The 22337-nt window shown below is 72.2% G+C and carries 17 protein-coding genes; 8 read left to right on the top strand and 9 right to left on the bottom strand.

What is annotated here, in order from left to right; translation table 11 throughout:
- Window positions 1-44: 44 nt before the first annotated feature.
- From ACI79K_RS01750 to ACI79K_RS01740, 3 genes are all read right to left on the bottom strand, one after another.
- On the bottom strand, window positions 45-752 hold the full coding sequence (locus ACI79K_RS01750; protein WP_456598788.1) for an endonuclease domain-containing protein: 708 nt from the start codon (window positions 750-752) through the stop codon (window positions 45-47).
- A gap of 521 nt (window positions 753-1273) precedes the next feature.
- Window positions 1274-3007: a DUF429 domain-containing protein gene (locus ACI79K_RS01745; RefSeq protein ID WP_456598787.1), complete on the bottom strand. Its 1734-nt coding sequence runs from the start codon at window positions 3005-3007 to the stop codon at window positions 1274-1276.
- A gap of 333 nt (window positions 3008-3340) precedes the next feature.
- Window positions 3341-3496, bottom strand: a complete 156-nt coding sequence (locus tag ACI79K_RS01740; RefSeq protein ID WP_456598786.1) for a Zn-dependent oxidoreductase — start codon at window positions 3494-3496, stop codon at window positions 3341-3343.
- Window positions 3497-3731: 235 nt separating this feature from the next.
- Between ACI79K_RS01740 and ACI79K_RS01735 the strand changes: the two genes are divergently transcribed.
- The 4 genes from ACI79K_RS01735 to ACI79K_RS01720 all read left to right on the top strand — a co-directional run bounded on the left by ACI79K_RS01735 (window position 3732) and on the right by ACI79K_RS01720 (window position 13240).
- Window positions 3732-4097: a GIY-YIG nuclease family protein gene (locus ACI79K_RS01735; protein ID WP_456598785.1), complete on the top strand. Its 366-nt coding sequence runs from the start codon at window positions 3732-3734 to the stop codon at window positions 4095-4097.
- Window positions 4098-4470: 373 nt separating this feature from the next.
- Window positions 4471-5301 (top strand): hypothetical protein, encoded by an 831-nt coding sequence (locus ACI79K_RS01730; protein ID WP_456598784.1) that lies wholly within the window; start codon window positions 4471-4473, stop codon window positions 5299-5301.
- Window positions 5298-8399: a hypothetical protein gene (locus tag ACI79K_RS01725; protein WP_456598783.1), complete on the top strand. Its 3102-nt coding sequence runs from the start codon at window positions 5298-5300 to the stop codon at window positions 8397-8399. Before ACI79K_RS01730 ends, ACI79K_RS01725 begins: the two co-directional genes overlap by 4 nt.
- 872 nt (window positions 8400-9271) lie before the next feature.
- Complete coding sequence (locus ACI79K_RS01720; protein ID WP_456598782.1) at window positions 9272-13240, top strand: hypothetical protein; 3969 nt, start codon at window positions 9272-9274, stop codon at window positions 13238-13240.
- A 338-nt stretch (window positions 13241-13578) separates the two neighbouring features.
- On the opposite strand, the gene ACI79K_RS01715 is transcribed toward ACI79K_RS01720, so the two are convergent.
- The gene (locus ACI79K_RS01715) at window positions 13579-14010 is read right to left on the bottom strand and encodes a VOC family protein (RefSeq protein WP_456590370.1); all 432 of its coding nucleotides are present in this window, start codon (window positions 14008-14010) and stop codon (window positions 13579-13581) included.
- A 101-nt stretch (window positions 14011-14111) separates the two neighbouring features.
- Here ACI79K_RS01715 and ACI79K_RS01710 point away from each other — a divergent pair, with 101 nt between their 5' ends.
- Together ACI79K_RS01710 and ACI79K_RS01705 are read left to right on the top strand one after the other, a co-directional pair.
- Window positions 14112-15134, top strand: coding sequence for a helix-turn-helix transcriptional regulator (locus ACI79K_RS01710; RefSeq protein WP_456598781.1), 1023 nt, complete (start codon window positions 14112-14114; stop codon window positions 15132-15134).
- A gap of 289 nt (window positions 15135-15423) precedes the next feature.
- Window positions 15424-16827 carry a threonine/serine ThrE exporter family protein gene (locus tag ACI79K_RS01705; RefSeq protein WP_456590372.1) on the top strand — a complete coding sequence of 468 codons (1404 nt, stop codon included), beginning with the start codon at window positions 15424-15426 and terminating at the stop codon, window positions 16825-16827.
- A 41-nt stretch (window positions 16828-16868) separates the two neighbouring features.
- Here ACI79K_RS01705 and ACI79K_RS01700 read toward each other — a convergent pair whose 3' ends face one another.
- Both ACI79K_RS01700 and ACI79K_RS01695 read right to left on the bottom strand, forming a co-directional pair.
- On the bottom strand, window positions 16869-18215 hold the full coding sequence (locus ACI79K_RS01700; protein WP_456598780.1) for a cytochrome P450: 1347 nt from the start codon (window positions 18213-18215) through the stop codon (window positions 16869-16871).
- On the bottom strand, window positions 18212-18973 hold the full coding sequence (locus ACI79K_RS01695; RefSeq protein WP_456598779.1) for an alpha/beta fold hydrolase: 762 nt from the start codon (window positions 18971-18973) through the stop codon (window positions 18212-18214). Before ACI79K_RS01695 ends, ACI79K_RS01700 begins: the two co-directional genes overlap by 4 nt.
- A gap of 63 nt (window positions 18974-19036) precedes the next feature.
- Here ACI79K_RS01695 and ACI79K_RS01690 point away from each other — a divergent pair, with 63 nt between their 5' ends.
- Both ACI79K_RS01690 and ACI79K_RS01685 read left to right on the top strand, forming a co-directional pair.
- Window positions 19037-19162, top strand: a complete 126-nt coding sequence (locus tag ACI79K_RS01690; RefSeq protein ID WP_456598778.1) for a hypothetical protein — start codon at window positions 19037-19039, stop codon at window positions 19160-19162.
- A 185-nt stretch (window positions 19163-19347) separates the two neighbouring features.
- Window positions 19348-20250, top strand: a complete 903-nt coding sequence (locus tag ACI79K_RS01685) for an NAD(P)-dependent oxidoreductase (RefSeq protein ID WP_456598777.1) — start codon at window positions 19348-19350, stop codon at window positions 20248-20250.
- 63 nt (window positions 20251-20313) lie between these two features.
- Here ACI79K_RS01685 and ACI79K_RS01680 read toward each other — a convergent pair whose 3' ends face one another.
- The 3 genes from ACI79K_RS01680 to trxA form a co-directional block, all read right to left on the bottom strand.
- Complete coding sequence (locus tag ACI79K_RS01680) at window positions 20314-20757, bottom strand: Hsp20/alpha crystallin family protein (protein WP_456598776.1); 444 nt, start codon at window positions 20755-20757, stop codon at window positions 20314-20316.
- A gap of 116 nt (window positions 20758-20873) precedes the next feature.
- On the bottom strand, window positions 20874-21851 hold the full coding sequence (locus ACI79K_RS01675) for a M48 family metalloprotease (protein ID WP_456590377.1): 978 nt from the start codon (window positions 21849-21851) through the stop codon (window positions 20874-20876).
- Window positions 21852-21861: 10 nt separating this feature from the next.
- Entirely contained in the window at window positions 21862-22197 is a 336-nt protein-coding gene (gene trxA / locus ACI79K_RS01670) for a thioredoxin (RefSeq protein WP_456598882.1), read from the bottom strand.
- Window positions 22198-22337: the final 140 nt, after the last annotated feature.

The following is a 22337-nucleotide window of genomic DNA, read 5'->3' as shown; positions in this document are numbered from 1 at the left end:
AGGTGCGCCTCGTCGTCGTGGTGGATCGGCGATACAGCACGAGCCTAGCTGGCGGCCCGTCGCTCCAGATCGCGATTGTGTTCATATCCGGACCAGGCAGTCACGTACTTGTACGTGAATCCCCGGGTCACGACGAACTGCTGCGCTGGCGGCTGTTTCCGGTATCGGTCGATCAAGATCCGCATCCCCTTGTTCTCCGGCCACTCGAGTCCGCCCTCACGGGAGTTGCAGGACTGACAGAGCAGACCACGCAGGAGCCCGAAGGCATCACGATGATCATGGTCGGGGTAGATCATTCGGGGCACCGTGGCAGAGTGCGGATTGAGCTCGGGATCGTCCAACGCACATCCGCCCTGTTCCACCCAGAGGGCGTCCAGCGCATTCCGGAAAACGTCGAAGGCCTTGCGTCGCAGCGCTCGGCGGTCGGTGGCTGTCACAGCACGGTCCCACCTCGGCGGCGGCCCCAACGTCAGTTGCAGTCGCAGCAGCGGCGGTGCTTGTTCGACCGGGGGAGGACCCAACGGTCGGCGGCGCCGCACGCATCCGTGGCAGTAGACCCCGGCGATACGCGTGTGGTCCATGTCCCACCCGATCTTGGCGCTCTCGTCCAACGGGCGGAGACAGTCCGTCGCTGCGCAGGCACCTCCCTGGAGGACCACGAGACGGACCAGCGGGTCTCCGAGGCCGGGGAAGGCGACCGGAGTGGCGCCTTGCAGAGCGGGGAGCACCTGGCGCAGGACCGGCTTCAGCATGCCTCCAGTGTGGGCGGAAGCGCGGAGGCTCGCAAACTGACAGTAGCCAAAAAACTACGTTCCGTTGACAGAACCTCTGCATTGGCGGATACGTTGTCCGAGACGCGCCCCCTCTACGGGAGGGATGCTCGTGCGGAAGGAAGTCGCCCGACGAGTCCAGCCGATGCCGAGGTCGATGTTCGCGTGGGTTATCGCGATAGGGACCAGCGCACCAGCCGCTCCTGTCGTCAACGGGTTCCGAGCCGACGGCCGGTCGGTGATCGGCGAGGGGCGCTCAGCCGGCTCTCACGACAGGTGGTGGTGGGGTGTCGGCAAAGTTGACTCCGGCGGAGCTCACCTCGTAGAGCTGCTGACCAGGCCCTGGGGTGGGATCCGGCAGGTCGACAACGTCGAGGACCTGGGGGCCACCGAACTCGGTGATCTGGACTGCGCGCATGGGGGTGAGGCTATGACCTGCTCACCCCCGGTCGTCGTTCCGGCCAGTCCCGTCGCTTGCCGGGTGCTCGGCCGCGGCGCGGTGGTCAGCTGCCGGTGAGCCGCTGTAGCCGGGTGGTCAACGCGGTCCGCCGGTCGGCGTTGCCGTGCAGGTCCACGTACCGCTGCCCGAAACCGGCCAGCAGCGTGTCGTCCAGCCGACGCACGGCACCCGGGGGATAGCGGTAGTCCATCCGGGCGGTGATGCCGCTGTCGTCGGCGCCGCGGAGCACCTCGCCCAGCTCCACCAGGCTGGTCACGCCCAGCTCCAGCAGCAGGCCGGAGATCCAGGTGTAGTGATCCGGGCGCGACCAGCCGGCGTCGGCGTACTGCCCGGCCAGGAACGCAGCCAGCTCCCGGGGCGCGATCCGAGGGTCGTCGGGGTCGGCGTCGGCCTCGTCGCCGGGAACCGGTGCCCGGAGGCGCTCGCGGATCGCGGTGAACTGCTGGTCGGCCAGCTCCAGCAGCCCGGCGGCCAGGGTGAACCGGCGGTCGAACTCGGAGGCGTGCTCGTCCGGCACCGTGCCCTTGTAGCGGATGTCGTGCTCGAACTCGGCCCACGCGTGCTGCAGCACCGTCCGCACCTGGACCTGCACCACGCGCCCGACCAGCTCCGGCAGCTCGGCCGCCCGACCCGGGTCCAGGCCGATCAGCAGGTGCCGGCTGGAGTAACCGAACCGGCCCTGCTGCGCGGTCCGCCGACCCATGTCGCGGTCGTCGATCACCCGCACCTGCGCGGCCAACAGCTCGGCGACCGCCTCCACGTCGCTCTGCACGTAGGTGATCACCCGCACGCCGATCTGGTCGGTGATGTCCCGCGCCGGGTCCGGATAGGCAGGCACGCCATCGACCGTGCGCGCCGCCTTCTCCGCGAACGAGGCGACGGTCTTGGTCCGCCCGGTCACCGACAGGTAGTTGATCCCGGCGTCATCGAGCAACCCGGTGACGAGCGCGAGCGCCTGCGCCCCGGCGACCAGGGTCTCGGGCCGGCCGTCGGCGTACGCCTGGATGGCCTGCTGCACCGGGTCGCGCAGGGGTGCGGCAACCCGGGGGCCGGGCTTCAGGTCCGGCGGCAAGGTCGGGGTCACGATGGCGCCGCCGGCCGCGTCCCCGTAGGTGGTCACCTCGTCCGGGCGCCGGACGGCGATCCATCCCACGTAGGCGCACACCACGGCGTCGACCTGGTCCTCCGCCACCCGCAGCTCGCTCTTGCGGGTGGCGGACTGCACCTGCTGGCGCAGCGCGGCGAACCGTGCACCGAGGTCGAGCTCCACCACCGCGCCCAGCAGGTCGACGAGTAGCAGCAGCTCCGCACGCATCTCCTCGAGCACCCGGCCCGGCTTGTTCTTGTACTTCAGCGTGCGGCCCAGCCGGAACAGCGCCACCGTCGCCGCGTGCGGGTACACCTCGATCGCCCGGCGGTCGCGGCCCGAGCGGGGGTCGAGGTCCAGCCGCAGGCGCCGGCCGATCCGCCCACCGCGGGTGTCACCATCGGTGAACTCGGGTTTGCCGGTGTTCGTCGGGTGCGCCCCGGCCTGGAACCTCGCGAAGTCGGCGTTGAGCGCCCGCTCGGCGGCCCGGTTCCCGGTGGCGTTGGTGACCACCAGCGGGGCGTCGATCGCCACGATGCACGGGCCGGCGGTGAACGGGGCCAGCGCGGTCTCGATCTGCTCGTCGGTGCGCACCGCGCTGACGTGCACCAGCCGGCCGGCGTCGTCCAGCACGGCGAGGCCGGTGGGTTGCTTGAGCCCCCAGGCGAGGTCGATCCCGATGTGCTGCACGGGGTCAGCTTGCCCTGCCCCACACCGCGTCGGGGCTCGTCCCGCGGGATCTGCATGGTGCGTGCGTGTGACGGTCCGCCCGAGGTCGCTCGGATGAGCGCCGTTCCACCGGCCGGCCCGTTCTCCGGGTGGACGAATCGCCGACCTGCACGTCGTCGCGACGACGCGGATGCGCACCTGACCCGTGCCGGCCCTGGGTGCTCGGAACAACGGGACGCGCGGTCGCCGCCCGATGCCTCCGTGGCGCCGGAAAATGTCTCGGGAAGCGGCAGGGGCGGCGCCCGTCGATGGCGGATGCGCGCGGGCTGTATCGCGCATGCGGGGTCGTTCAGGTCAGTTGCGAGGCAGCCGGTGGTGGGTGTCGGCGAAGTTCACGCCGGCGGCGGAGACGTCGTAGAGCTTCTGGCCTTCGCCAGGCACAGGGTCAGGGAGGTCGACGATGTCGAGCACTTCTGGGCCGCCGAAGCGGGTGATCTGGACAGCGCGCATGGAAGCGAGGCTAGAGCTTGGCCGCGCAGGTTCGTCCTGCATCGTTCGAGACCGCGCCGAGCGCGGGCGTTCCACCGGCCGATCGGGCCTGGTTGGCCGCCGATGGAGCTTCGCTCTTCTAGTACTCGTGGAAGGTGAAACCGGATGAGAAGCGTCGTCGTCGCCCGCGGCGGCGATCAGCCATACCCGGCTCGCGGCCCTTGAGCCAGGCTCGAAGTGCGGCTGCGATGCGGACGTGCTGGTGCGGCTCACGGTTGGCGCGTTCGGCGACGAAATGGTGAAGGTCGGTATGACCCGGCGGCTCGACCCCCTCGACCGCGTCCGCGAACTGGGCGACGCCTCGGTCTCATTCCGGTACGACGTCCACGCCCTATTCTTCTCGCAGGACGCCGTAGGCATCGAGACGACCTTGCACCAGCGTCTCGTCGCGAAGCGTGTCCACGCGGTCAACCCGCGACGGGAGCCTTTCCACGCCACCCCGGCCGAGGTCAAGGCGCTGCTGGCGGAGCTCGCCGGAGATCTTCTGCGCTTAGAAGACTTCCCGGAGGCGTTGGAGTGCCGCCAGAGCCTCGCGCAGCGGACGAAGCGCGTGGCGCAATGAGGCTGGCCCAGGCGCGAAGTCCCTTGAGTTGGGGCGAGATCAGCTGGGACATGCTGCTCCACTGGGCCGCCTGCCCTGGGCAGCCGTTGGGTGCTGCCTGGTGCTCACCCTGTCCGTCACCAGCCTCCCAGAGGCGCAACGGCTACGACTACTGATGATCGGCAGCAGGATTCTCACCCCAGTGACTGACCACATGCAGCACGGCATCCCACATCTCGGCAGCTCATGGAAGCCGACGCTGCGCCCGAGGTGGTCCGTGAACCGGACGGACAGCTGGTCAACAATGCTGCACGGGCCGGGGTCGGTCGTTCAGTCGACATCTGTCAGTCGTCGCCATAGTCTGCCCAGGCTGGATCGACGCTGGGGGGGGCGGATGGTCGACGTCGTCGCCATTCACGGGATCGGCATGCATCGCGCATCCCGGGGGGCGATGAGTCAGAGCTGGCACGAGGCCCTGGTGGAGGGCCTGAGCAACATCCGGAGTCGTCACGCCGGGTCGCTCACCTTGGAGTGCGCCTTCTACGGGCACGAGTACAACGACGGCAAGGCCGGCGCAGGTCCCCAGTACTCCTCAGCCGACGTCGAGCCCGGCTTCGAGACGGAACTCCTGACCGCCATCGCTGACGCTGTGAGCGACGAAGAATCCGACGCCGGATCCGCCGCCGAGACCAAGGCGTACCTGCCTCGAACCGTGCAGCGCTCACTGGTCCGCATCGAACGGAGCGGCCTCTTCGAAGGCCGGGACGGTCTCCTCATCTCCTTCGTCAAGCAGGTCCGGCGCTACCTGACCGACGACGAGCTCCGCGGGCGCGTGAACGACGAGGTGGCCACCGCCATGGAGCGGCTGCCACGTGTGGTGATCGGGCATTCGCTCGGCAGTGTCATCGCCTACGAGTGGCTCCGCGCGCACCAGCTGGACGATCCGCCGCATCTGCTCACCATCGGGTCACCTCTGGGACTCGCGGCGATCCGGCGGCGGCTGGCGCCAGCGGACAGGCGGCCCGGTTGGCCGGGAGGGGTGCCCGTGTGGACGAACGTCGCAGCGAGACAGGACGCGGTCGCGATGGTGAAGTGCCTGGCTCCGCTCATCGACTCCCGCATCCACGACCTTTCCTGTGACAATCCCCGCCGGACGGCGCACGCGGCGACGAGCTATCTGATGAACCTCCGTACCGCTCGAGCGCTCGACAAGTCGTTGGGATGAGCGCACGGCAGCTCTTCTGCCTCTCCGGAGTCCGCACGTACGGCGACGGTGACACCGACCTGATCGGCGTCCCGGACGAGCTCCGGACCATGCGCCGGGCGCTCGCGTCCCTCGGTCTCGTCGAGCACCTCCCCTTCGACGAGGAGGAGCGCAGCCACGAGGAGCTAGCGGAAGGTCTGTGGCGGGACGTCGTCCCGGAGGCAGAGACGCTGGTCATCTACTGCACCGGACATGGGATCGGTGGGGGACGGTACGGACTCGTGCAAGGCGAGCGGGCGCCGTTCCCGCCGGGGCTGCTGATTCAACGGCTCGAGAACTGGACGAACCTCCGGGAGGTGCTGCTGATCATCGATGCCTGCTACGCAGAGCAGGGTGTCGATGCGGCTCTCCAGGAAGCGCGGACGGCCACCACGCGCACGGCCCGGATGGGCTTCTGGGGCATCGGTGCGAGCCGCCGACTGGAGGAGGCTCGGCAGGGTGCGTTCGCGACCGGCTTCGCCGCACGGTTGGCCGCGCGCTCGGTGCCCTCATGGACGGTCTCCCACCTCGATCCAGGCCGCGTGGCTGCCGGGGTCGACAGGGAGCTCGGCTCCTCCCAGAACGTGTGGCTGACCGGGGGACATCCGGCCCAGCCGTGCAGAGCCCTTCCGAACCCGCGGCACCAGACGCCCACTCGACCGACGCGCCTTCCGCTGCCCACGGAGTGGGCAGCCCGCGCGCGCGGTGTCGCGTCGGCCGACCTGCCAGGGTTCTTCTTCACCGGACGTGTCCCTGCCCTGCACGCCTTGCGGGAGCACTTGGTGGGAGAGGACGGCAACCGCATCGCAGTGGTGACCGGCGGCCCGGGCTCCGGCCGGAGTGCCCTGCTCGGACAGCTGGTCCTCACCACGCACCCCGATGGGCGTGGCGCCATGCCCGCCGAGGCGCGGTCTGCCTGGCCCGCCCCGGCTGTCACGATCGCCGCAGCAACCGGTGACCCCGGTCAGGTCACCGGCGCCCTGAGGCGACTGCTCGCCCCCTCTGAGGACGCCGGTGAATTGGTCGACGTGTTGCGCTCGGCGCCCAAGCCGCTGGCCATCGTGCTCGACGACCTCGACGAGGCTGACGGACCGGAGCCGTGGACGCACTTCTTCGACGCGATCGGCTCGGTGGCAGGCGTCCGCCTGGTGGTCGGCCTGCCCACGTCCTCGGCCCTGTGGCCGGCGGAGTCGCCGCCCACGCTCGACCTGGACGCTCCGGAACTGAGCCCGCCGCAGGACGTGCGCGACTACGTCGGGCTCCAGGTACGGCTGGCGCTGCCGGATGCCCCCAGCGGCGTCCACGAGGGCATGGCCGACCTCCTCGCCGAGCGGGCCGGGGACACGTTCGAGGTGGCCGTCGAGCTCTCCGTCCTGTCCACGGCCCGCCTCGAGGCCGACGACTACGTGGCTCGGGCGTCCCGGGTGATCGGTGCGGCCGCCCGGCGTGTCGCGCATCGTCGCCTTGCCGGAGCGCTCGACCACCGGGCGGGCGCAGCCGTCGTCTCGTCGCTATCGGCGCTCTGCGCCTACGACGCGGGGGTGGCCCTCGACGCAGTCGAGTGGGCAGCGGCGGCCACGGCCCCCGAGGGGCCACCGGTTGAGGAGCACGACGTCGTGACCTCCGCACGGCTGCTGCGGTCGCTCGTCGAACACCGGCCGGGTGCCGACGGCACGTCCCGATGGCGCGCGCGCTTCCAGCTCCCGACCGGAGGCGTCCAGAGGGAACCCGAGGACTTCCTGCGCCGCCTGCCCCAGGTGTCCAAGTGGGACGCGGTGGACTGGACGACGGTCGACCCCGGCATCCAGGCGCTCGTCGCCAGGGCTGCCGCCTCGAGGCTCATCCCGGGTCGGCTTCTCGACGATCCGGCATTCCTGCTCGGCGCCCCGCCCGCTCTCGTGTCGCAAGCGCTGCAGACCATGACCGCCGATCGAGCCGAACGAGCCCGACGGTCCAGCGCGTGGCGAGTCGTCCCTCGGCACGCATCCGCCGCGGACCGCGCCCTGCTGCTGAGAATCGGCGCGCAGCGGTTCCAGGTCCATCCGCTGGTCTCCGCGTTCGGGGCCCGTCGCCTGACCCCGATCGCACGACTGGGCGGACACGACTACGCGGTGGACTGGGTACAGCCGGATCAGTCGCTCCCGAGACGGCTCGTGCACATGGTCGCGACCCCTCCGTGTGAGCAGGCCGCTGTCGTCGCGGTGCACGACGACGACACCGTCGCCTTCTGGGATCCCACGGACGGAGCCCCGACCCGGAGTCCTGTCTCGATCCCCGGGGCGCCCCGTGACGTCGCGGTGGCGGTGGTGGCGGGGACCGCTCTCGCGCTGATCTCGACCTGGCGACACGAGATCTGGCTTGTCCCGTGCCGCGGGGAGGCCGGGCCGACGCACCTGCCGCACCTGACGCCCCGGCCAACCGTCGGGCCCACGGCGCCATGGTCATCGCTGCTCGTGGCGGTGGATCCGCGAGGTCGTGTCGTGGTGGCCTCGGGCACCGAGCTGTGGACCGGCCACCTGGGGTCCGACAGACCACTGCGCCGCTGGACGACGCTGGACTCCGACGTCCTCGCCGTCCGCATGTCGGAGGACGACGAGGAACCGGTCGTCTGGGTCGTACCGGAATCGGGCCGCCTCCGCCGTCTCGATCTGGACGGCGCGAGTCGATCGATGACGCCCTTCCCGGTGCCGCGTCGTCCGCTCGCGGCTGCGGTCTCCTCGGACGGGAACCGGGCACTGATCCTCGACGTCGCGGGTGCGCTCCACCTGCGCGGCACCACGCCAGGGGGCTCGCTCCCTGCGGTGAACGGGACCACCGCCCTCCGGGCCGTCGCAGTCGGCCGGTCCACGGCGATCATCGGTGGAGGACCGAACGGACAGCCCGGGTGGCTGACGGTCCATGACCTCGAGGGAGGCGCCGTCGGGCCGATCGTGCCTGTGGATCAAGGCGTCGTGGGACTCGCGTTGCACGGAGAGGACGTGGTGCTCGTGGCCAGGGAGTCAGGTGTCCTGGCGATGAAGCGCGTGGGAGCCGGCCGTTCGACCGAGCCGATGCGGAACGGTGGCGGGCACCAGCCATGAATGAGCCCGCCTCCGACCCAGGGGTCCACCCGGACATGCTGACCGCCGGTGTCGTCCTGGCCCGCATGCTGCTCGCGGATCCGAGCCGGCGCGACGCCGGCTGGCCCTCGCTCCGAGCCTTCTGCGCTCAGGTCGTCCGACCCCTGCTGGATGCGTCCCCTGCAGGCAGCGACGCGCAACACGACGTCCTCAGCGCGGCACGGGCGATGGGGGGCGAGCCCTCGTTGAGGGGGCTCGGCGACCTAGTAGGGGAGGAGCAACCACCCGGCCTCTGGGCCGACGGCCAGTTCACGGACGAGGGGGTCTATTCGCTCTGGGAGCTGGCCGACCGCATCGAGGCGGCTCCGGCGGTGAGTTCGGTGCCCGGGGGAGACCGGGCCCCGAGCGAGTGGCCCGAGGTTCTGATCGACGTCCCCGCGGGGGACTGCGTCGTCCTGACGGTGGGCGACTCGGCCCGGGAACCGTGGTGGACGCCGCTGCCGGAGACGGTGGGAGCTGCAGCGGTCGACGCCGCACGGACCGTGCTCTCGGCGTTCCCGGACCGGCTGACGACGGCCGAGCGGGCGGATGAGCTGGGCGTCGCCTGGCCCCCGGGGATTCCGCTGGAGGCGGGAGCGACCGTCCTGCCCTTGGCCCTCTGGCGGCTGAGCGAGATCACCGGTCTGCCTCTGGCGGGGATGCTCAGCGCGGGGGAGTCGTCCGGTGCCGGCTTCCGACCGATGGAGTCGGCCCGGCTGGACTCGTGTCGAGCCACGGCACGGGCGCTCCGCCGCGACTTTCTGGCGCCCACGACGACGGGATGGGCCCACTCGCCTGCCGACGGTCCGCCTCGGGTGCTCCGTGAGCCGTTGACCCTGGACGGAGCGGCGACCTTGGTCTGGGGCGAGGAGTGGGCGCGCTGGAAGCGCCAGGCCCATGCTCAGGACCTGGCTCGTCTGGGATGGCACCTGGTCGACTGGGGACGGCAACCGGCGGGACAACCGATCCCGGACCATCCAGTGAGTCAGGTGCGCCAACTGCAGGCCCACTGCACGTTGACCGCCGCGCCGGGGTCGATCATGGTTCTCGGCGGGACCGCTCGTAGCGGCCGGAGCGCGATCGTCCGGCAGCTGGCTGCGAGCCTCAGCGGTGCGCGACGGCCGTGGAACGTGCAGGTGGTGACGGGACCGGACCGCGGACTCCCGGATCGCTACACAGCCCTCGAGGTCGCGACCCACGCGGCGGGGGCCACGTCGGCGGCGAGCAAGGGGGCCGGCCGGACGCTGTTGGTCTTCGAGGACCTGCAGCCGATCGGCGCGGGCAACGCCTCGGAGGTCCTGCGGTTCGTTGCCCTAAAGATGCAGATCGTCGTGCTCGGGGTGCTGCAGTACGAGGAGAACTCTCCCGTGGACTGGGACACCGACGACGCGTTCGTCGCCACCGCGGTCGTCGGCGCCGAAGCTCGTCGCCGGTTCGTCGCGGACCTGGCGATGGACGACGAGGACCTCGACACGGAGCCGGCGCTCGCGGCCATCGCCTCGGACTCCCACATCGAGCTGCGCACGCTCACCGAGTTGATGGCCGGAGCCACCGACGCCTCCACCGGGCGCTCCGAACGGTTCGCGCAGCTGTCCGACCCCGAACAGGCCGCGCTCGCCGTCGCGGCCGCGGTGAGCCTTGTCTTCGGCGAGGTCCCGGAGGACGTCCTGGCCCTCGTCGATGACCCCGACCGTGAGCTCTTCGGTGTCACGGCGGGGCGGGCGCCCTCGACGCTGCGGTTGATGAGTGCTGACGACTGCCACGCCGTACTGCTGCTGCACGCAGGCGAGACATCGGCGACCCGACGACGGCTGACCTGGCCGGTACTGACGGACGCGCTGCTGGCGCTGCTCGGCCCGGAGCTGGGTCGCCTCCTGACGGCCGGAGATCCCGCCGCGGTCGACCGCCTTCTGGGCGTTCGACTGTTCAACCAGACGGTGTGCTGGCGGCTCCTGCGCGGGGCTTCCGACGACGATGCGCTGGCGGAGTGGACAGCGTCCGCCCCGCTGATGAGCGTCGCCCGGATGGTGTCGCTGATCGACCTCATGAGTGAGAAGGCGGCGGCGAAGTTCGCCAAGCAGTTGGTGGGGCGCCTGAGCCGGACGGCGCCGCACCCCGCCCCGGCCCAGCTGCTCACGTTGATCCGCGCCTGCCATGACGCCGAGTCGCTGCTCGACGGGGGCGACCTCGACGATCTCGAGGGCTGGTTCGTCGATGCCGTGGACAGTGCGATCACTGTCGGTGCCGGTCGGCCGGATGAGCGCTTCTCGTTGCTCGTCGCGCTCGAGCGATTCAATCGCGAGGGGGTCGCCCGGGTCCTGGCCGACCGAACGCTCGACGTGCTCGCCGGTCTCACGGTCCGCGTGGACGACTACCGCCTCGTCCGGCGGGTCGACCAGCTCCAGCGTCGGGTCGCGCGGCGGGCCGAATCCGATGTCGCCCTGTACCCGGTCGATCAGGAGAGCTCGGTCCAGCAGTTGCTGGAGCACGAGCCGCACGGAGACGACGGCATCGGGGTCCTGTTCGAGGCGCTGCACCTCCAACAGCAGTTCGGTGCGGAGCGCACATGGGAGACGCTGCTCCAGCAGTACAAGCTCCCGCTCGACAGAGCCATGAGGTTCGCGCACGCGGCCGAACTGGCCCAGGCCCTGCAGGAGCTGCGCAACGCGGCGCCTCCCCTCGCCACGTGGTTGCTGTCGAACTGGGTCCACTTCCCGGTCCAGGCCCGTGAGGTCCTGCGTCGTCGCGCAGGTGCCGCGGACGCTGCTCTGCTGTTGCGAGCCATCAGCCGGACGAACGTCTTCGCGGCGCACAGGGTTCTCCAGGAGCGCCCGGAGGAGCGGCTGGCCGCCATCCTCGCCAAGCGGGCTGTGGACGCCAGGGACGCCAAGGGGCTCGGACACCTGCTGTCGGCGACCCGTGCGGTCGACGACCTGTTCGGGTCGGGTGACGGGGGGTTCTCGACCGAGCTCGCCGAAGCGCTGACCGAGGACACGGTCCGGTCGTTGATCCGGTACGACCCCCGGACCTCGGTCAGCTACTTCGTGATCCGCGGGATCTGGGACGCGCGGGCGAGCTACCGGGGTGAGATCCTCGACGCCGCGCTCTCCGTGGTGATCGACGCCGTCCGGCGTGGCCGGAAGCACTGGGGGCCGGAGATCGCGCTGCGGCTGGCCACGGACCCGGAGCTGGGTGCCGAAGCCGTCTCCCGGATGCGCGCACAGATCCCGCCGGACGCCCTGCTCGCCGGCATGACGTCGGCAGTGACCGCGCATGCCAGAGCGCAGTTCCACCGGCTCGGTCGCGCTCTGCATGCAGAGCTGCCCGCTCGCTTCCGGGAGCAGTGGCAGCTCGAGCCCTTCGTGGAAGGTCTGACGTCGTCCAGTCCCGCCGCCGCGCTCGAGGTCTGCGCCGAGGCGGCTCGGACCCTCACCGACGCCGACGTCCCCGAGGTGGGCGCGGACATCCTCGCTGCGACACGCGGGGCGGAGCAGTGGGCATACCGGCTCCGGTACGGACGCCGGCAGGAGGCGTTCACGCACGCCGTCCGACACCTGACCGCCCTGCACCGGCCCACGGCGGGGGAGGTGCTCGACCTGCTGCACGCTGCGGAGAGCCGAAGCATGATCGGTGGCAGCCACGTGAGCGCTCTGGTGGCGCGTCTGCGGCATGCCCTGTTCGACGGGGCCACTGTGGCCCCCGAGTTCCTCCGCGCCATCCACGACGTCCGCCCACAGCTTGCTGCCGACCTGCTGGCGGAGGTCGCACGTGACCGGCAGGCGATGTTCGTGTTCCGGCAGGAGATCCAGCAGTTGCAGGATCCCGTGGCCCAGTCAGCTGCGGTGCGGAACCTGGTCCGGGCCGGCATCACGCGTGGCGGGGCCTCGAGTGATTGGATCGAGCAGGTCTACCGGGCGCGCGTCCAGGCCCTGCCGCGCTACACGGGGCCGCGGCCTCTGACCGCCCTCCTGCGCATGCTGTCCGCGTGGGACGCCGGCTGGGGTTCGGCTGCAGCCGGACAGGTCTCCGTGTCGCGGGTACGGACGAGGTTGCGGAAGGGCGTGGTCACCGATGTCGCGGAGGGGGTCGCGCTCGCCCGCACCCTCGCCGCGCTGGACGAGCCGACCGGCGCGCGCCAAATCCTCGAAGAGCTCCACGACCTCGACGTGGCGCGCACGGGGAACCCGCTCGCCCTGAGCTCCCTGTGCGAGTGGCTGGACGTCCTGCGTGTGGAGATGCCGGACGGCGTCCCGCGGGTCGCAGGCGCCCTGGGACGAGCCCTGCAGTCCAGGCTCCAGTCCACGGTCGTCCTGGACGAGTACAGCCATTGGCTGCAGGTCGGGCGCGCCTGCAGGATCCTGCGCGAGGTCGGCTCGCCTCCCGTCCACCTCGAAGACCCGCGGGTGATGCCGAACGCGGTGTACGGCGCGGTCGTGGCCTGGGCCGCGAGCGGCGTGGATCAACCGGGCTGGGGGAGCGACGCACTCACTCGGGTGGCGGCCAGGCTGACGACGCGAACGCCCGACGCGGAGGCGACCGATCAAGCCTGCCTGCTCGCGGCGACCGGTCGCGGGTGGACGCCGGAGCTCCGAGAGCACGAGCACGGCTGGAACGTCCAGACGGCCCCCTTCTGGCTGCTGCGGCACCTGTACCTCCAAGCGGCGTCGGACCCCCTTCTCGCGCGGGTACTGGAAGCGGCGCTGCCGGCGGTGCTCGAACGCGCGGGACGCGCCACCGCTCGTTCGGATTGGGACGCGAGTCGGCTGCGGCTCATGTTGGACACTCCGGCCACCACGTCGGCCGGCTTGCCGCTCGGCCTGTGAGCACTTGGGGTGGTGGACGAGAAGGCGGGGACGTTTCACTACCCGCCGAGTCAGAGGTATCCGCTACGACAGGCCGTGGTGGGTGTCGGCGAAGTTCACGCCGGCGGCGGAGACGTCGTAGAGCTTCTGCCCGGGACCGGCCTCCGGCTCGGGGATGTCGACATGTCCAGGACCTCGGGACCGCCGAAGCGGGTGATCTGCACAGCACGCATGGTCGGAGGCTAGAGCAGCCACCACTCGGGAGAACGCGGCGACCGGGTCGGCCTTCTGCGCCCGGTCCGGGGCAGGCCGTGCAGCGGGATGCCGGGGGAGGAGGCCGACGGCCCCCGGCGTGGCGATCAGGCCTCGTAGGGCGGGAGGACGTCGAGGACCCAGGTCACGCCGAAGCGGTCGGTGACCATCCCGTACAGCGGTGCGTAGCCGACGGGGGCGAGCTCCGCGCGGACGGTCCCACCCTCGGTGAGCGCCTTCCAGTACCCGGTGATCTCCTCGGTGTCGGTGCCGCGCACCGAGACGTAGACGGCGTCGGTGCCGGGGTCGTACGCCCGCGCGGGCGGCACGTCGAAAGCCATGATCGCGAAGCCGTTGGGGGCCTGGACGCCGCCCCACTTGACCTGCTCGGCCACCGCGCCGTCGGCGCCGTCCCGCTCGTCGCCGCCCTGGGCGAAGGTGAAGGCCATGACCTCACCGCCGAACACCGACGCGTAGAAGTCCAGTGCCTCGCGGGCCTGGCCGCGGAAGTTGAGGTGCGTGGTCGTGGTGATGCTCATGTCGGCTCCTCGGTGTCCCGCCACCCCCTTGGTGGCGACGAGAGGAGCGTGGCAGCGGTAGCGGACAGGTTCAGTCCTCTACTGTGGCCAACGTGACGGGCATGCCCGAGAGGAACGGCACCTCGTCCAGGTTGCTGACCCTGCTGTCACTGCTGCAGGCCCGCCGCGACTGGCCCGGCGCCACCCTGGCCGAGCGGCTCGGGGTCCACCCCCGCACCGTGCGCCGCGACATCGACCGGCTGCGCGAACTCGGTTATCCCGTGCAGGCGTTCAAGGGCCCGGACGGTGGCTACCGCCTCGACGCCGGCACCGACCTGCCGCCGCTGCTGTTCGACGACGACCAGGCCGTGGCCCTCGCCGTCGCCCTGCAACTGGCCATCACCAGTGGCGCGGGTGTCAGCGAGGCCGCCGCCCGTGCGCTGACCACCGTCCGCCAGGTGATGCCGGCGCGGTTGCGGCACCGGATCGACGCCGTCCAGGTCACCCCTGTCGCCCGCGGCGCGACCGCCGAGGTGGACCCGGCAGTGCTGGTGGCGCTGACGGCAGCGATCCGCGCCCGCGAGATCGTGCGGTTCGACTACGCCGCTGCGGGTGGGGGTGCGGGCGGGGGGAGCGAGGAGGTCGTCCCGCCTCGGCGAGCCGAACCGCACCACCTGGTCATCCGGAACGGCCGCTGGTATCTCGTCGCCTTCGACCTCGACCGAGCCGACTGGCGGACCTACCGCTGCGACCGGATCACGCCCCGCATTCCGACCGGCCCACGCTTCACCCCACGTGTGCTGCCTGGGGGCGATCTCGCCGCCTTCGTGAACGGGACCTTCCAGGGCAGCGCCGGCGGTGTGGACACCTGGCCGTGCACCGGCACCGTCGAACTGGGTCTCCCCGCCGCCCGGGTGGCACCGTTCGCCCACGACGGCCTCGTCGAGTCACTGGGCACCGATCGCTGCCGGCTCACGCTCGGTGCCTGGTCCTGGGTCGGCATCGCCGCTGCCGTCGCCCGCTATGACACCGACGTCCTCGCTGTCAGCCCGCCGGCCCTCGCCGAGGCCTTCCGCACGCTGTCCGCCCGGTTCGCCGGGGTCGCCCCGGCCGGCACCCAGCCGGACGAACCGGCCCTGTCCTGACCGTCGACTCGGCTGGGGGACGTCGTCGACGTCGACGACCTCGGGACCGCTGAACCGGGTGATCTGCACGCCTCGCATGCAGGTGAGGCCAGGGCGTGCGCTGATCGCCGACGCGAACCCGTATCGAGGGCGAGGCACCCGGAGCGCCTCCCACCCGCACGGTGCGCAGGGTCAGGCGTGGGAGCTCCGGACCGGTGTGCGTCGATGGCCTGCCGCCTGTGCGGATGGTCACGAGCCGTCCAGTCGTCGCCGGCCGCGTTCCCCGTCACCACTCCGTAGCCTGGGCGTCGTGCCCCCCACGAGCCGGGACCGCAGGTGGCGGATCGCCCGCCTGCCGGACCAGGCGCGGAAGGCGATCGCCGGCTCCGGCCCGCCGACGGCGCCCTTCGCACTGCGCGCCCAGCCCAGCCGGGTCGACGCGGGCACCGCGCGCTCGGCGCTCGGTCTGGCCCTCCGCATCGGCGAGTCGATGATGGCGGTCGGGGCGTCGGCGGCTGACGTGACCGCCACGGTGCTCCGTGTGGCGGCGGCCTACGGACTGACCGATTGCCAGGTCGACGTCACCTTCACGTCGCTCACGATCAGCTACGACCCGGACGACGTGCCCCCGCTCGTGCTGATGCGCATCGTGCGCCCCCGTGGACTGGACTACACCCGGCTGCAGGGGATCACCGACCTGGTGTCAGCGATCCAGGCGGAGGGTCTGGACCTGAAGGACGCGCACCGTCGGTTGGACGACGTCCTGTCTGCGCCGCACCCCTACCGTCGGCCCATCCACGCACTCGGCTGGTCGGGGGTGGCGGGCTGCGTCGCCTTCCAGCTCGGCGGTGGCTGGCTCGTGGCGCTCGTCGCGGCGGTCACCACGGCCGTCATCGAGCAGACGCTCCGCGCACTCGATCGGCGTGGGCTCCCGATGTTCTTCCAGCAGGTGGCCGGAGCTGCGGTGGCCACCGGGGCGGCCGTCCTCCTCCTCGCGTGGGAGGTCGAGGTCCGCACCTCGTTGGTCGTCGCCGCCGGGATCGTGGTGCTCCTGGCAGGCCTCTCGTTCGTGGGCGCGGCCGAGGACGCGATCAGCGGCTTCCCGGTCACCGCCGCGGCGCGGGCCTTCGAGGTGCTGATGCTGACGACCGGCATCGTCGTCGGTATCGCCGCAGTCCTCGATCTGGCGCGGCGGGCGGAGTTCCCGCTGCGCGTGCTCGAACCGTCGACGTCCACCGTGCCGTTCGCCGTGGCGGTGGCCGCCGCAGCCGGGATGGCCGGGTTCTGGGCGGTGGCGTCGCACGCCCGCCCGCTCGCCGTCGGAGTGGCCACGGTGGCCGGCGCGCTGACGTGGACCACGGCGTCCACGGCTGCCGTGTTCGGTGCCGGCCCAGCAGTGGCGAGTGCTGCGGCGGCCGTGGTCGTCGGCTTCTGCGGTGGGGCGTTGACCGATCGGCTGCGGATCCCGCCCCTGCTCCTCGCGGTCTGCGGCATCGTCCCGTTGCTGCCCGGGCTCGCGATCTACCGGGGCCTCTTCGCGGTCGTCGTGGAGGCCGACGTCTCGGGCGGGATGAACGCGCTCGTGGGGGCCGCGGCGATCGGGTTGGCCCTCGCCGCCGGCGTCGTGCTCGGCAGGTTCTTCGGCCGGCCGCTGGGCGGCAGCCAGGACCGCTTCGACCGACGGGTCCGGCGCCGGGGGACCAGCGGGTCCTGAGGTCGGACGCGCGGCTCGCCCAGGCCGAGGCCATCGCCTCCTCAGGCGGCCACCCAGCGGACCGGGAGCCGCTTGACCCCGCGCTGGAAGCTGGACCGCAGCAGCGCGGGCGGTCCGGCCGGCTCCAGCACCGCGGTGCGGCGCAGCAGCTCACCGAAGAGCGCCCGCATCTGCGCCCGCGCCAGCTGCCCGCCGAGGCAGAAGTGCGGTCCGTGCCCGAAGGAGAGGTGCGGGTTGGGCGCGCGGCGGACGTCGAACCGGTCGGGATCCGGGAAGACCGCCTCGTCCCGGTTCGCCGAGGTGAACGAGACCACGACCTTGTCCCCGGCTCGGATGCGGGTGCCGGCGAGCTCGACGTCCCGCGTGGCGGTGCGGCGGAAGACCATCACCGGCGTCCACCAGCGCAGCATCTCGTCGACCGCGCCGGGGAGCAGCGAGGGGTCCGCCCGGACGGCGGCCAGCTGGTCCGGGTGCTGCAGCAGCGCGATCAGGCCCCCCGGCAGACCGTTGCGCAGGGTTTCGTTGCCGGCGACCGCGAACAGCCAGAACATGTTCTCGAACTCCGCGTCGGTCAGCCGGCCGCCGTCCTCCTCGACCTGCGCCAGCAGGATCGACATGACGTCGGCACCGGGCGTCTCCCGCTTCTGCTCGGCGAGCAGGCGCGCGTACGCGTACAGGTCGGGCATGCCCGCCCGGGTCCGCGGATCGGGCATGGTCCCGTCGTCAGCGGGCGCCGGGCGCAGGGCCAGCGCCTCGCGGGCCATGGCGGTGCCTCCACTGCCGTCGAAGGCCGCCGACGTGGCGTAGTCGGCGTCCTGCCAGCCGATGACCCGGTTGGACCAGTCGAACATCAACCAGCGGTCCTCGGCCGGTACACCCAGCACCTCGGCGAGGACGAGCAACGGCAGATCGGCCGCGACGTCCTTGGCGAAGTCGCAGGTGCCCTCGCCGGCGCCGGAGATCATGTCGTCGACCAGCCGCGCCGCCGTCGCCTCGATCGCGTCGGTCAGCGCCGCCACGGCCCGTGGGGTGAACGAGCGGGTCAGCAGCCGCCGCAGCCGCGTGTGGTCGGGCGGGTCCATGTTGAGCATCATCTGCCGGACCCACTCGAGGTCACGGGCCTCGCTGACCTGCGTGGCGCCGAGCCAGGAGGAGTAGGTCGCCGGGTCGCGCAGCACGCGTTCGACGTCGCCGTGCCGCAGGACCAGCCAGAACCCGGTGCCGGCCGGCCGGCCGTGCAGAGCGGGCTCGTCCACCCAGGCGACGGGCGCCTCGGCCCGCAGCCGACGCAGCAGCTCGAACGGCGGGCCGGTCTCGTAGGTGACCGGGTCGACCAGCGCCACCGTGTCCGCTGACCCGGCCGAGGGGCTCCACGCGGGGGAGCTCACGGGAGCCCGTCGAGGAACCGCTCGGCGCAGGTGAACAGCGCGACCGGCGTCTCGAACATGGCGTAGTGCCCCGCGTTGGGCAGCACCTCGAGGGCCGCGTTCGGGTACTGCTCGAGGAACGTCTGCTGCATGACGGGCGCGCCCAGGGCCGGGTCGTGCTCGCCGACCACGACCAGCACCGGGACGGGGTTGCCGCGCACCTCGGTGGAGAAGTCGGTGCGCGCCCACGCCTCGAGGTGGCCGCCGAAGGCCGCGACGTCGGACTGGTCGAGCGAGTGCTGCACCATCCGGTCGACCCAGGTGGGGGAGAGCCGGTTGCCGGTGGTCAGGTCGATGATCGCGTACCGGCTGCCGCGATCCTCGGCGGCGCTGCTGAACAGCTGCCAGCCCTGGTCGTCGAACGGCACCCCGGTGGAGGGGACCGGGCTGATGCCGAGGAGGCCCTGCACGCGGTCCGGCGCGTCGGCCAGCACACGCTGCATCGCGGTGCCGCCCATCGAATGCCCCATCACGACGAACTCCGACCAGCCCAGCTCATCGGCCGCGGCCAGGGCGTCGGCGGCGATCTCGGCGAGCGTGAAGGAACCGGTCTGCCCCCTGCGGGCGCCGTAGCCCCGGTAGTCGAGGAGGGCGACGGAGTACCGGTCGCCGTCGAACAGCTCGGCGAACGGCCCCCACCCGGCGGCGGACCCGAACCAGCCGTGCAGAGCGAGGACGTGCCGAGGACCGGTGCCGACGACGACGGGTCGGGGTGCCATGGCCGGCAGTCTGGCGAGCCGCCGGTGAGCAGGCAAGGGACCGCGGCACGCTGAGGCGCCCACATGTCCACCGGGCCTCCGGACGCGCCCGACGTCCGGAGACACCTGGCCGAGAAGCGGCTGCTCCTGGCAGCCCTCCAGCCCTTCGTGGCCGACCTGGCCCTTGTCCGCGCCGGCACACCTCGGTGATCCTCGGCACGGGAGGTCAGGGTGACGGCGAGCAGGCGGAGCGGGACGCCATCTCGCCGGCGGCGCGGCCGGGGACGTGGAGCACCGGGCCCGGTTCGTTGTCTCCGACGCCTTCCGTGACCAGGGCTGGGTCGCCGCCCGGCAGGCGGCGGTGCGGCGCCGGTCGACGACGCAGGGGAGGACGTGTGGACGTCGGATTCATCGGTCTGGGTGTCATGGGTCAGCCGATGGCGCTGAACCTCGCCCGGGCGGGCACGCCGCTGGTCGTCTGGAACCGTTCCCCCGACCGGACGGAGCCGCTGCGTGCTGCCGGTGCCACGGTCGCGGCGGACCCGGCGGAGGTCTTCCGGCGAGCACGGATCGTGATCCTCATGCTGGCGAACGCGGCCGCCGTCGACGACGTCCTCGGCCGCGGTGCGGGGCACTTCGCCACTACTGTCGGTGGACGCGTGGTCGTCGCCATGGGGACGACGTCGCCCGAGTACTCCGCCGCTCTCGGCGCGGACGTCCGCGCGGCGGGCGGGGAGTACGTCGAGGCGCCGGTCTCCGGATCCCGCCTCCCCGCGGAGGCGGGGCAGCTGGTCGGCATGCTGGCGGGCGACGCCGGCGTCGTCGCGGGCGTGCGGCCACTGCTGGAGCCGATGTGCCGCCGCACGTTCGTCTGCGGGGACGTCCCGAACGCGCTGCTCATGAAGCTGGCGGTCAACCTCTTCCTGATCACGCAGGTCACGGGGCTCGCCGAGGCGTTCCACTTCGCTGACGTGCACGGCCTCGACATCCACCAGCTCCGTGAGGTGCTCGACGCCGGGCCCATGGCCAGCGAGGTGTCGAGGGTGAAGGCGGCCAAGCTCGTCGAGAGGGACTTCGCCGTCCAGGCGGCGCTCACCGATGTCCTGATGAACAACGAGCTGGTGGCCGGCGCGGCTCGGCGCATCCGGGCCGCCGTGCCGCTGCTCGACGTCTGCCATGCCCTCTACGGGGAGGCGGAAGGGCTGGGGCACGGGGCGGCGGACATGGCCGCCGTCGTCCACGCCCTCGAGGCGAGGACCGCCGCGATGACACAGCGGACGCAGCAGCAGGCGACGTGACCGGCACCGGCGCGCCGGTCTCCGTCGCCCCTCCTGCGTCGGCGGCCCGGGGCCGGCTGCGGATCAGCGCGTGATCTCGATGCGGCGACGGCGGGTCCGCGCGGACTTCGGCACCCGGATGGTCAGGACGCCGTCCCGCAGCGAGGCCTCGACGTGTTCGTCGTCCACCTCCGCCGGCAGCGACACCGCGTAGTGGAACTTGCCCACCTTGCGCGTGCGCCGGTGCAGGATGCCGGTGCGCTTCTTCTCCCGGATCTCCCCGGAGACGGTCAGGACCCGGTCGTCGAGCTGGACGTCGACGTCGTCACGGGCGAGGCCCGGCACCTCCAGCTCGACGACGTAGGCGTCGTCGGTCTCCTCGAGGTCGGCGGACGGGACCCAGCGGTCCAGGGCGCGGAGAGGGTCGGCGTCCCACACCCTGGCCAGGCGGTCGTGCAGCTCGAACAGCTCCCGGAAGGGATCCCACCGATCCGCAGCCGACTCCCGATTCAGCACTGGCAACGTCATCTGTCGTCCTCCTCTCGGACTGGTCGATCACTACGTACGGGTGGACCTGTAGCGGTCGCTGTAGATTCCGCCGCCTGTCCGGTCGGGATCTCTGCGACGTGCGGCCGCCGGGTGCGTCACCACCCGGTCAGCCGGGCGATCCGCTCGGCCGTCGGCGGGTGCGTCATGAACAGCGCCGACAACGATCGGCCAGGGGAGCCCGACAGCGGGTTGACGACGTACTTGGGCGCCTGGGCCGGCTGCACCTCCATGGGCAGGCGCTGCGCCACCCGCTCGATCTTCGCCAGCGCCGTCGCCAGGGATCGTCCGTCACGGCACAGCCAGGCGCCCGTGCGGTCGGCCTCGTACTCCCGGCTGCGGGACAGGGCCAGCTGGAGCAGGAGCGCGGCGAGCGGAGCGACCAGGAAGGCGACGAGGGCGGCCAGTGGGCCGGGTGCCTCGTCCTCCTCCGAGCTGCCCGCGAACGGCAACCACCCGGCGAGCTGGGCGACGAAGCTGATACCGGTCGCCAGCGCCGCGGCCACCGAGGTGAGCAGTGTGTCCCGGTTCCGGACGTGGGCCAGCTCGTGGGCGAGCACGGCCCGCAGCTCCGCGGGTGTGAGCAGGTCGAGCAGCCCCTGCGTCACGGCGACCGCCGCATGCGCCGGATCGCGTCCGGTGGCGAAGGCGTTCGGCTGCCGATCCGGCGTCACGTACAGGCGGGGCATCGGCAGCCCCGCCTCGGCGGAGAGCTCTCCCACGATCCGGTGCAGCATCGGTGCGCTCGCGGGCCCGACGGGGACCGCGCCCGCGGAACGCAGCGCCACGCGGTCGGAGAACCAGTAGGACCCGGCGACCGTGGCCACGCCGAGGACCAGGCCGATCACCGCGCCGGTCCGGCCGAAGAGCGACCCGAGCAGCACCAGCAGCCCGGCCATGCCCGAGAGCAGGACCGCCGTCCTGACCCCGTTCCAGGCCCGCCGCCGCGGTGCGTGGGGCGCGCGATGCCGCGGGGCCCGGGCAGCCGGCGCGAGGCGGTACTCGGCAGGCCGACGTCGACGCAGGTCATCCGGCATCCCGGCCGGGCGCAGCGGCGTCGGCATCATGGTCGTCATCGGTCCTCCTTCAGCGATCCTGTTGGGTCGAGTCCAGCTGCTGGTCGACCCAGCGCTGGATGGTGGTCGCGGGCTGGGCGCCCACCAGCCGTGACCGCTCCTGGCCGTCGGTGAAGAGCGCCAGCGTCGGGATGCCGCGCACCCCGAGACGGGAGCTCGCGCCGGGCGCGGTGTCGGCGTTGACCTTCGTGACCTTGAGCCGCCCCGCCCGGTCCCGCGCGAGCTGCTCCACGACCGGGGTGACGGCGCGGCAGGGCCCGCACCACGGCGCCCAGACGTCCACCAGGACGGGCAGCGGGCTCTCCGTCACGACGGCGTCGAAGTCGGCGTCGCCCGCCTCGACCAGCCAGGGCAGGTCGGCGGGGGGGGGGGGGGGGGGGGGGGGGGGGGGGGGGGGGGGGGGGGGGGGGGGGGGGGGGGGGGGGGGGGGGGGGGGGGGGGGGGGGGGGGGGGGGGGGGGGGGGGGGGCGGGTGGGGGGGGCTCGG

The organism is Blastococcus sp. SYSU DS0616, assembly GCF_054051015.1.
The sequence above is the reverse complement of the archived record's forward strand: the minus strand, read 5'-3'. Positions and strand labels throughout refer to the sequence as shown.

Excerpts from the sequence above, each read along its gene's own strand:
- ACI79K_RS01750 (WP_456598788.1), bottom strand. The coding sequence starts at position 752 with ATGCTGAAGCCGGTCCTGCGCCAGGTGCTCCCCGCTCTGCAAGGCGCC.
- ACI79K_RS01740 (WP_456598786.1), bottom strand. The coding sequence starts at position 3,496 with ATGCGCGCTGTCCAGATCACCCGCTTCGGCGGCCCAGAAGTGCTCGAC.
- ACI79K_RS01730 (WP_456598784.1), top strand. The coding sequence starts at position 4,471 with ATGGTCGACGTCGTCGCCATTCACGGGATCGGCATGCATCGCGCATCC.
- ACI79K_RS01725 (WP_456598783.1), top strand. The coding sequence starts at position 5,298 with ATGAGCGCACGGCAGCTCTTCTGCCTCTCCGGAGTCCGCACGTACGGC.
- ACI79K_RS01715 (WP_456590370.1), bottom strand. The coding sequence starts at position 14,010 with ATGAGCATCACCACGACCACGCACCTCAACTTCCGCGGCCAGGCCCGC.
- ACI79K_RS01710 (WP_456598781.1), top strand. The coding sequence starts at position 14,112 with ATGCCCGAGAGGAACGGCACCTCGTCCAGGTTGCTGACCCTGCTGTCA.
- ACI79K_RS01695 (WP_456598779.1), bottom strand. The coding sequence starts at position 18,973 with ATGGCACCCCGACCCGTCGTCGTCGGCACCGGTCCTCGGCACGTCCTC.
- ACI79K_RS01690 (WP_456598778.1), top strand. The coding sequence starts at position 19,037 with ATGTCCACCGGGCCTCCGGACGCGCCCGACGTCCGGAGACACCTGGCC.
- ACI79K_RS01680 (WP_456598776.1), bottom strand. The coding sequence starts at position 20,757 with ATGACGTTGCCAGTGCTGAATCGGGAGTCGGCTGCGGATCGGTGGGAT.
- ACI79K_RS01675 (WP_456590377.1), bottom strand. The coding sequence starts at position 21,851 with ATGACGACCATGATGCCGACGCCGCTGCGCCCGGCCGGGATGCCGGAT.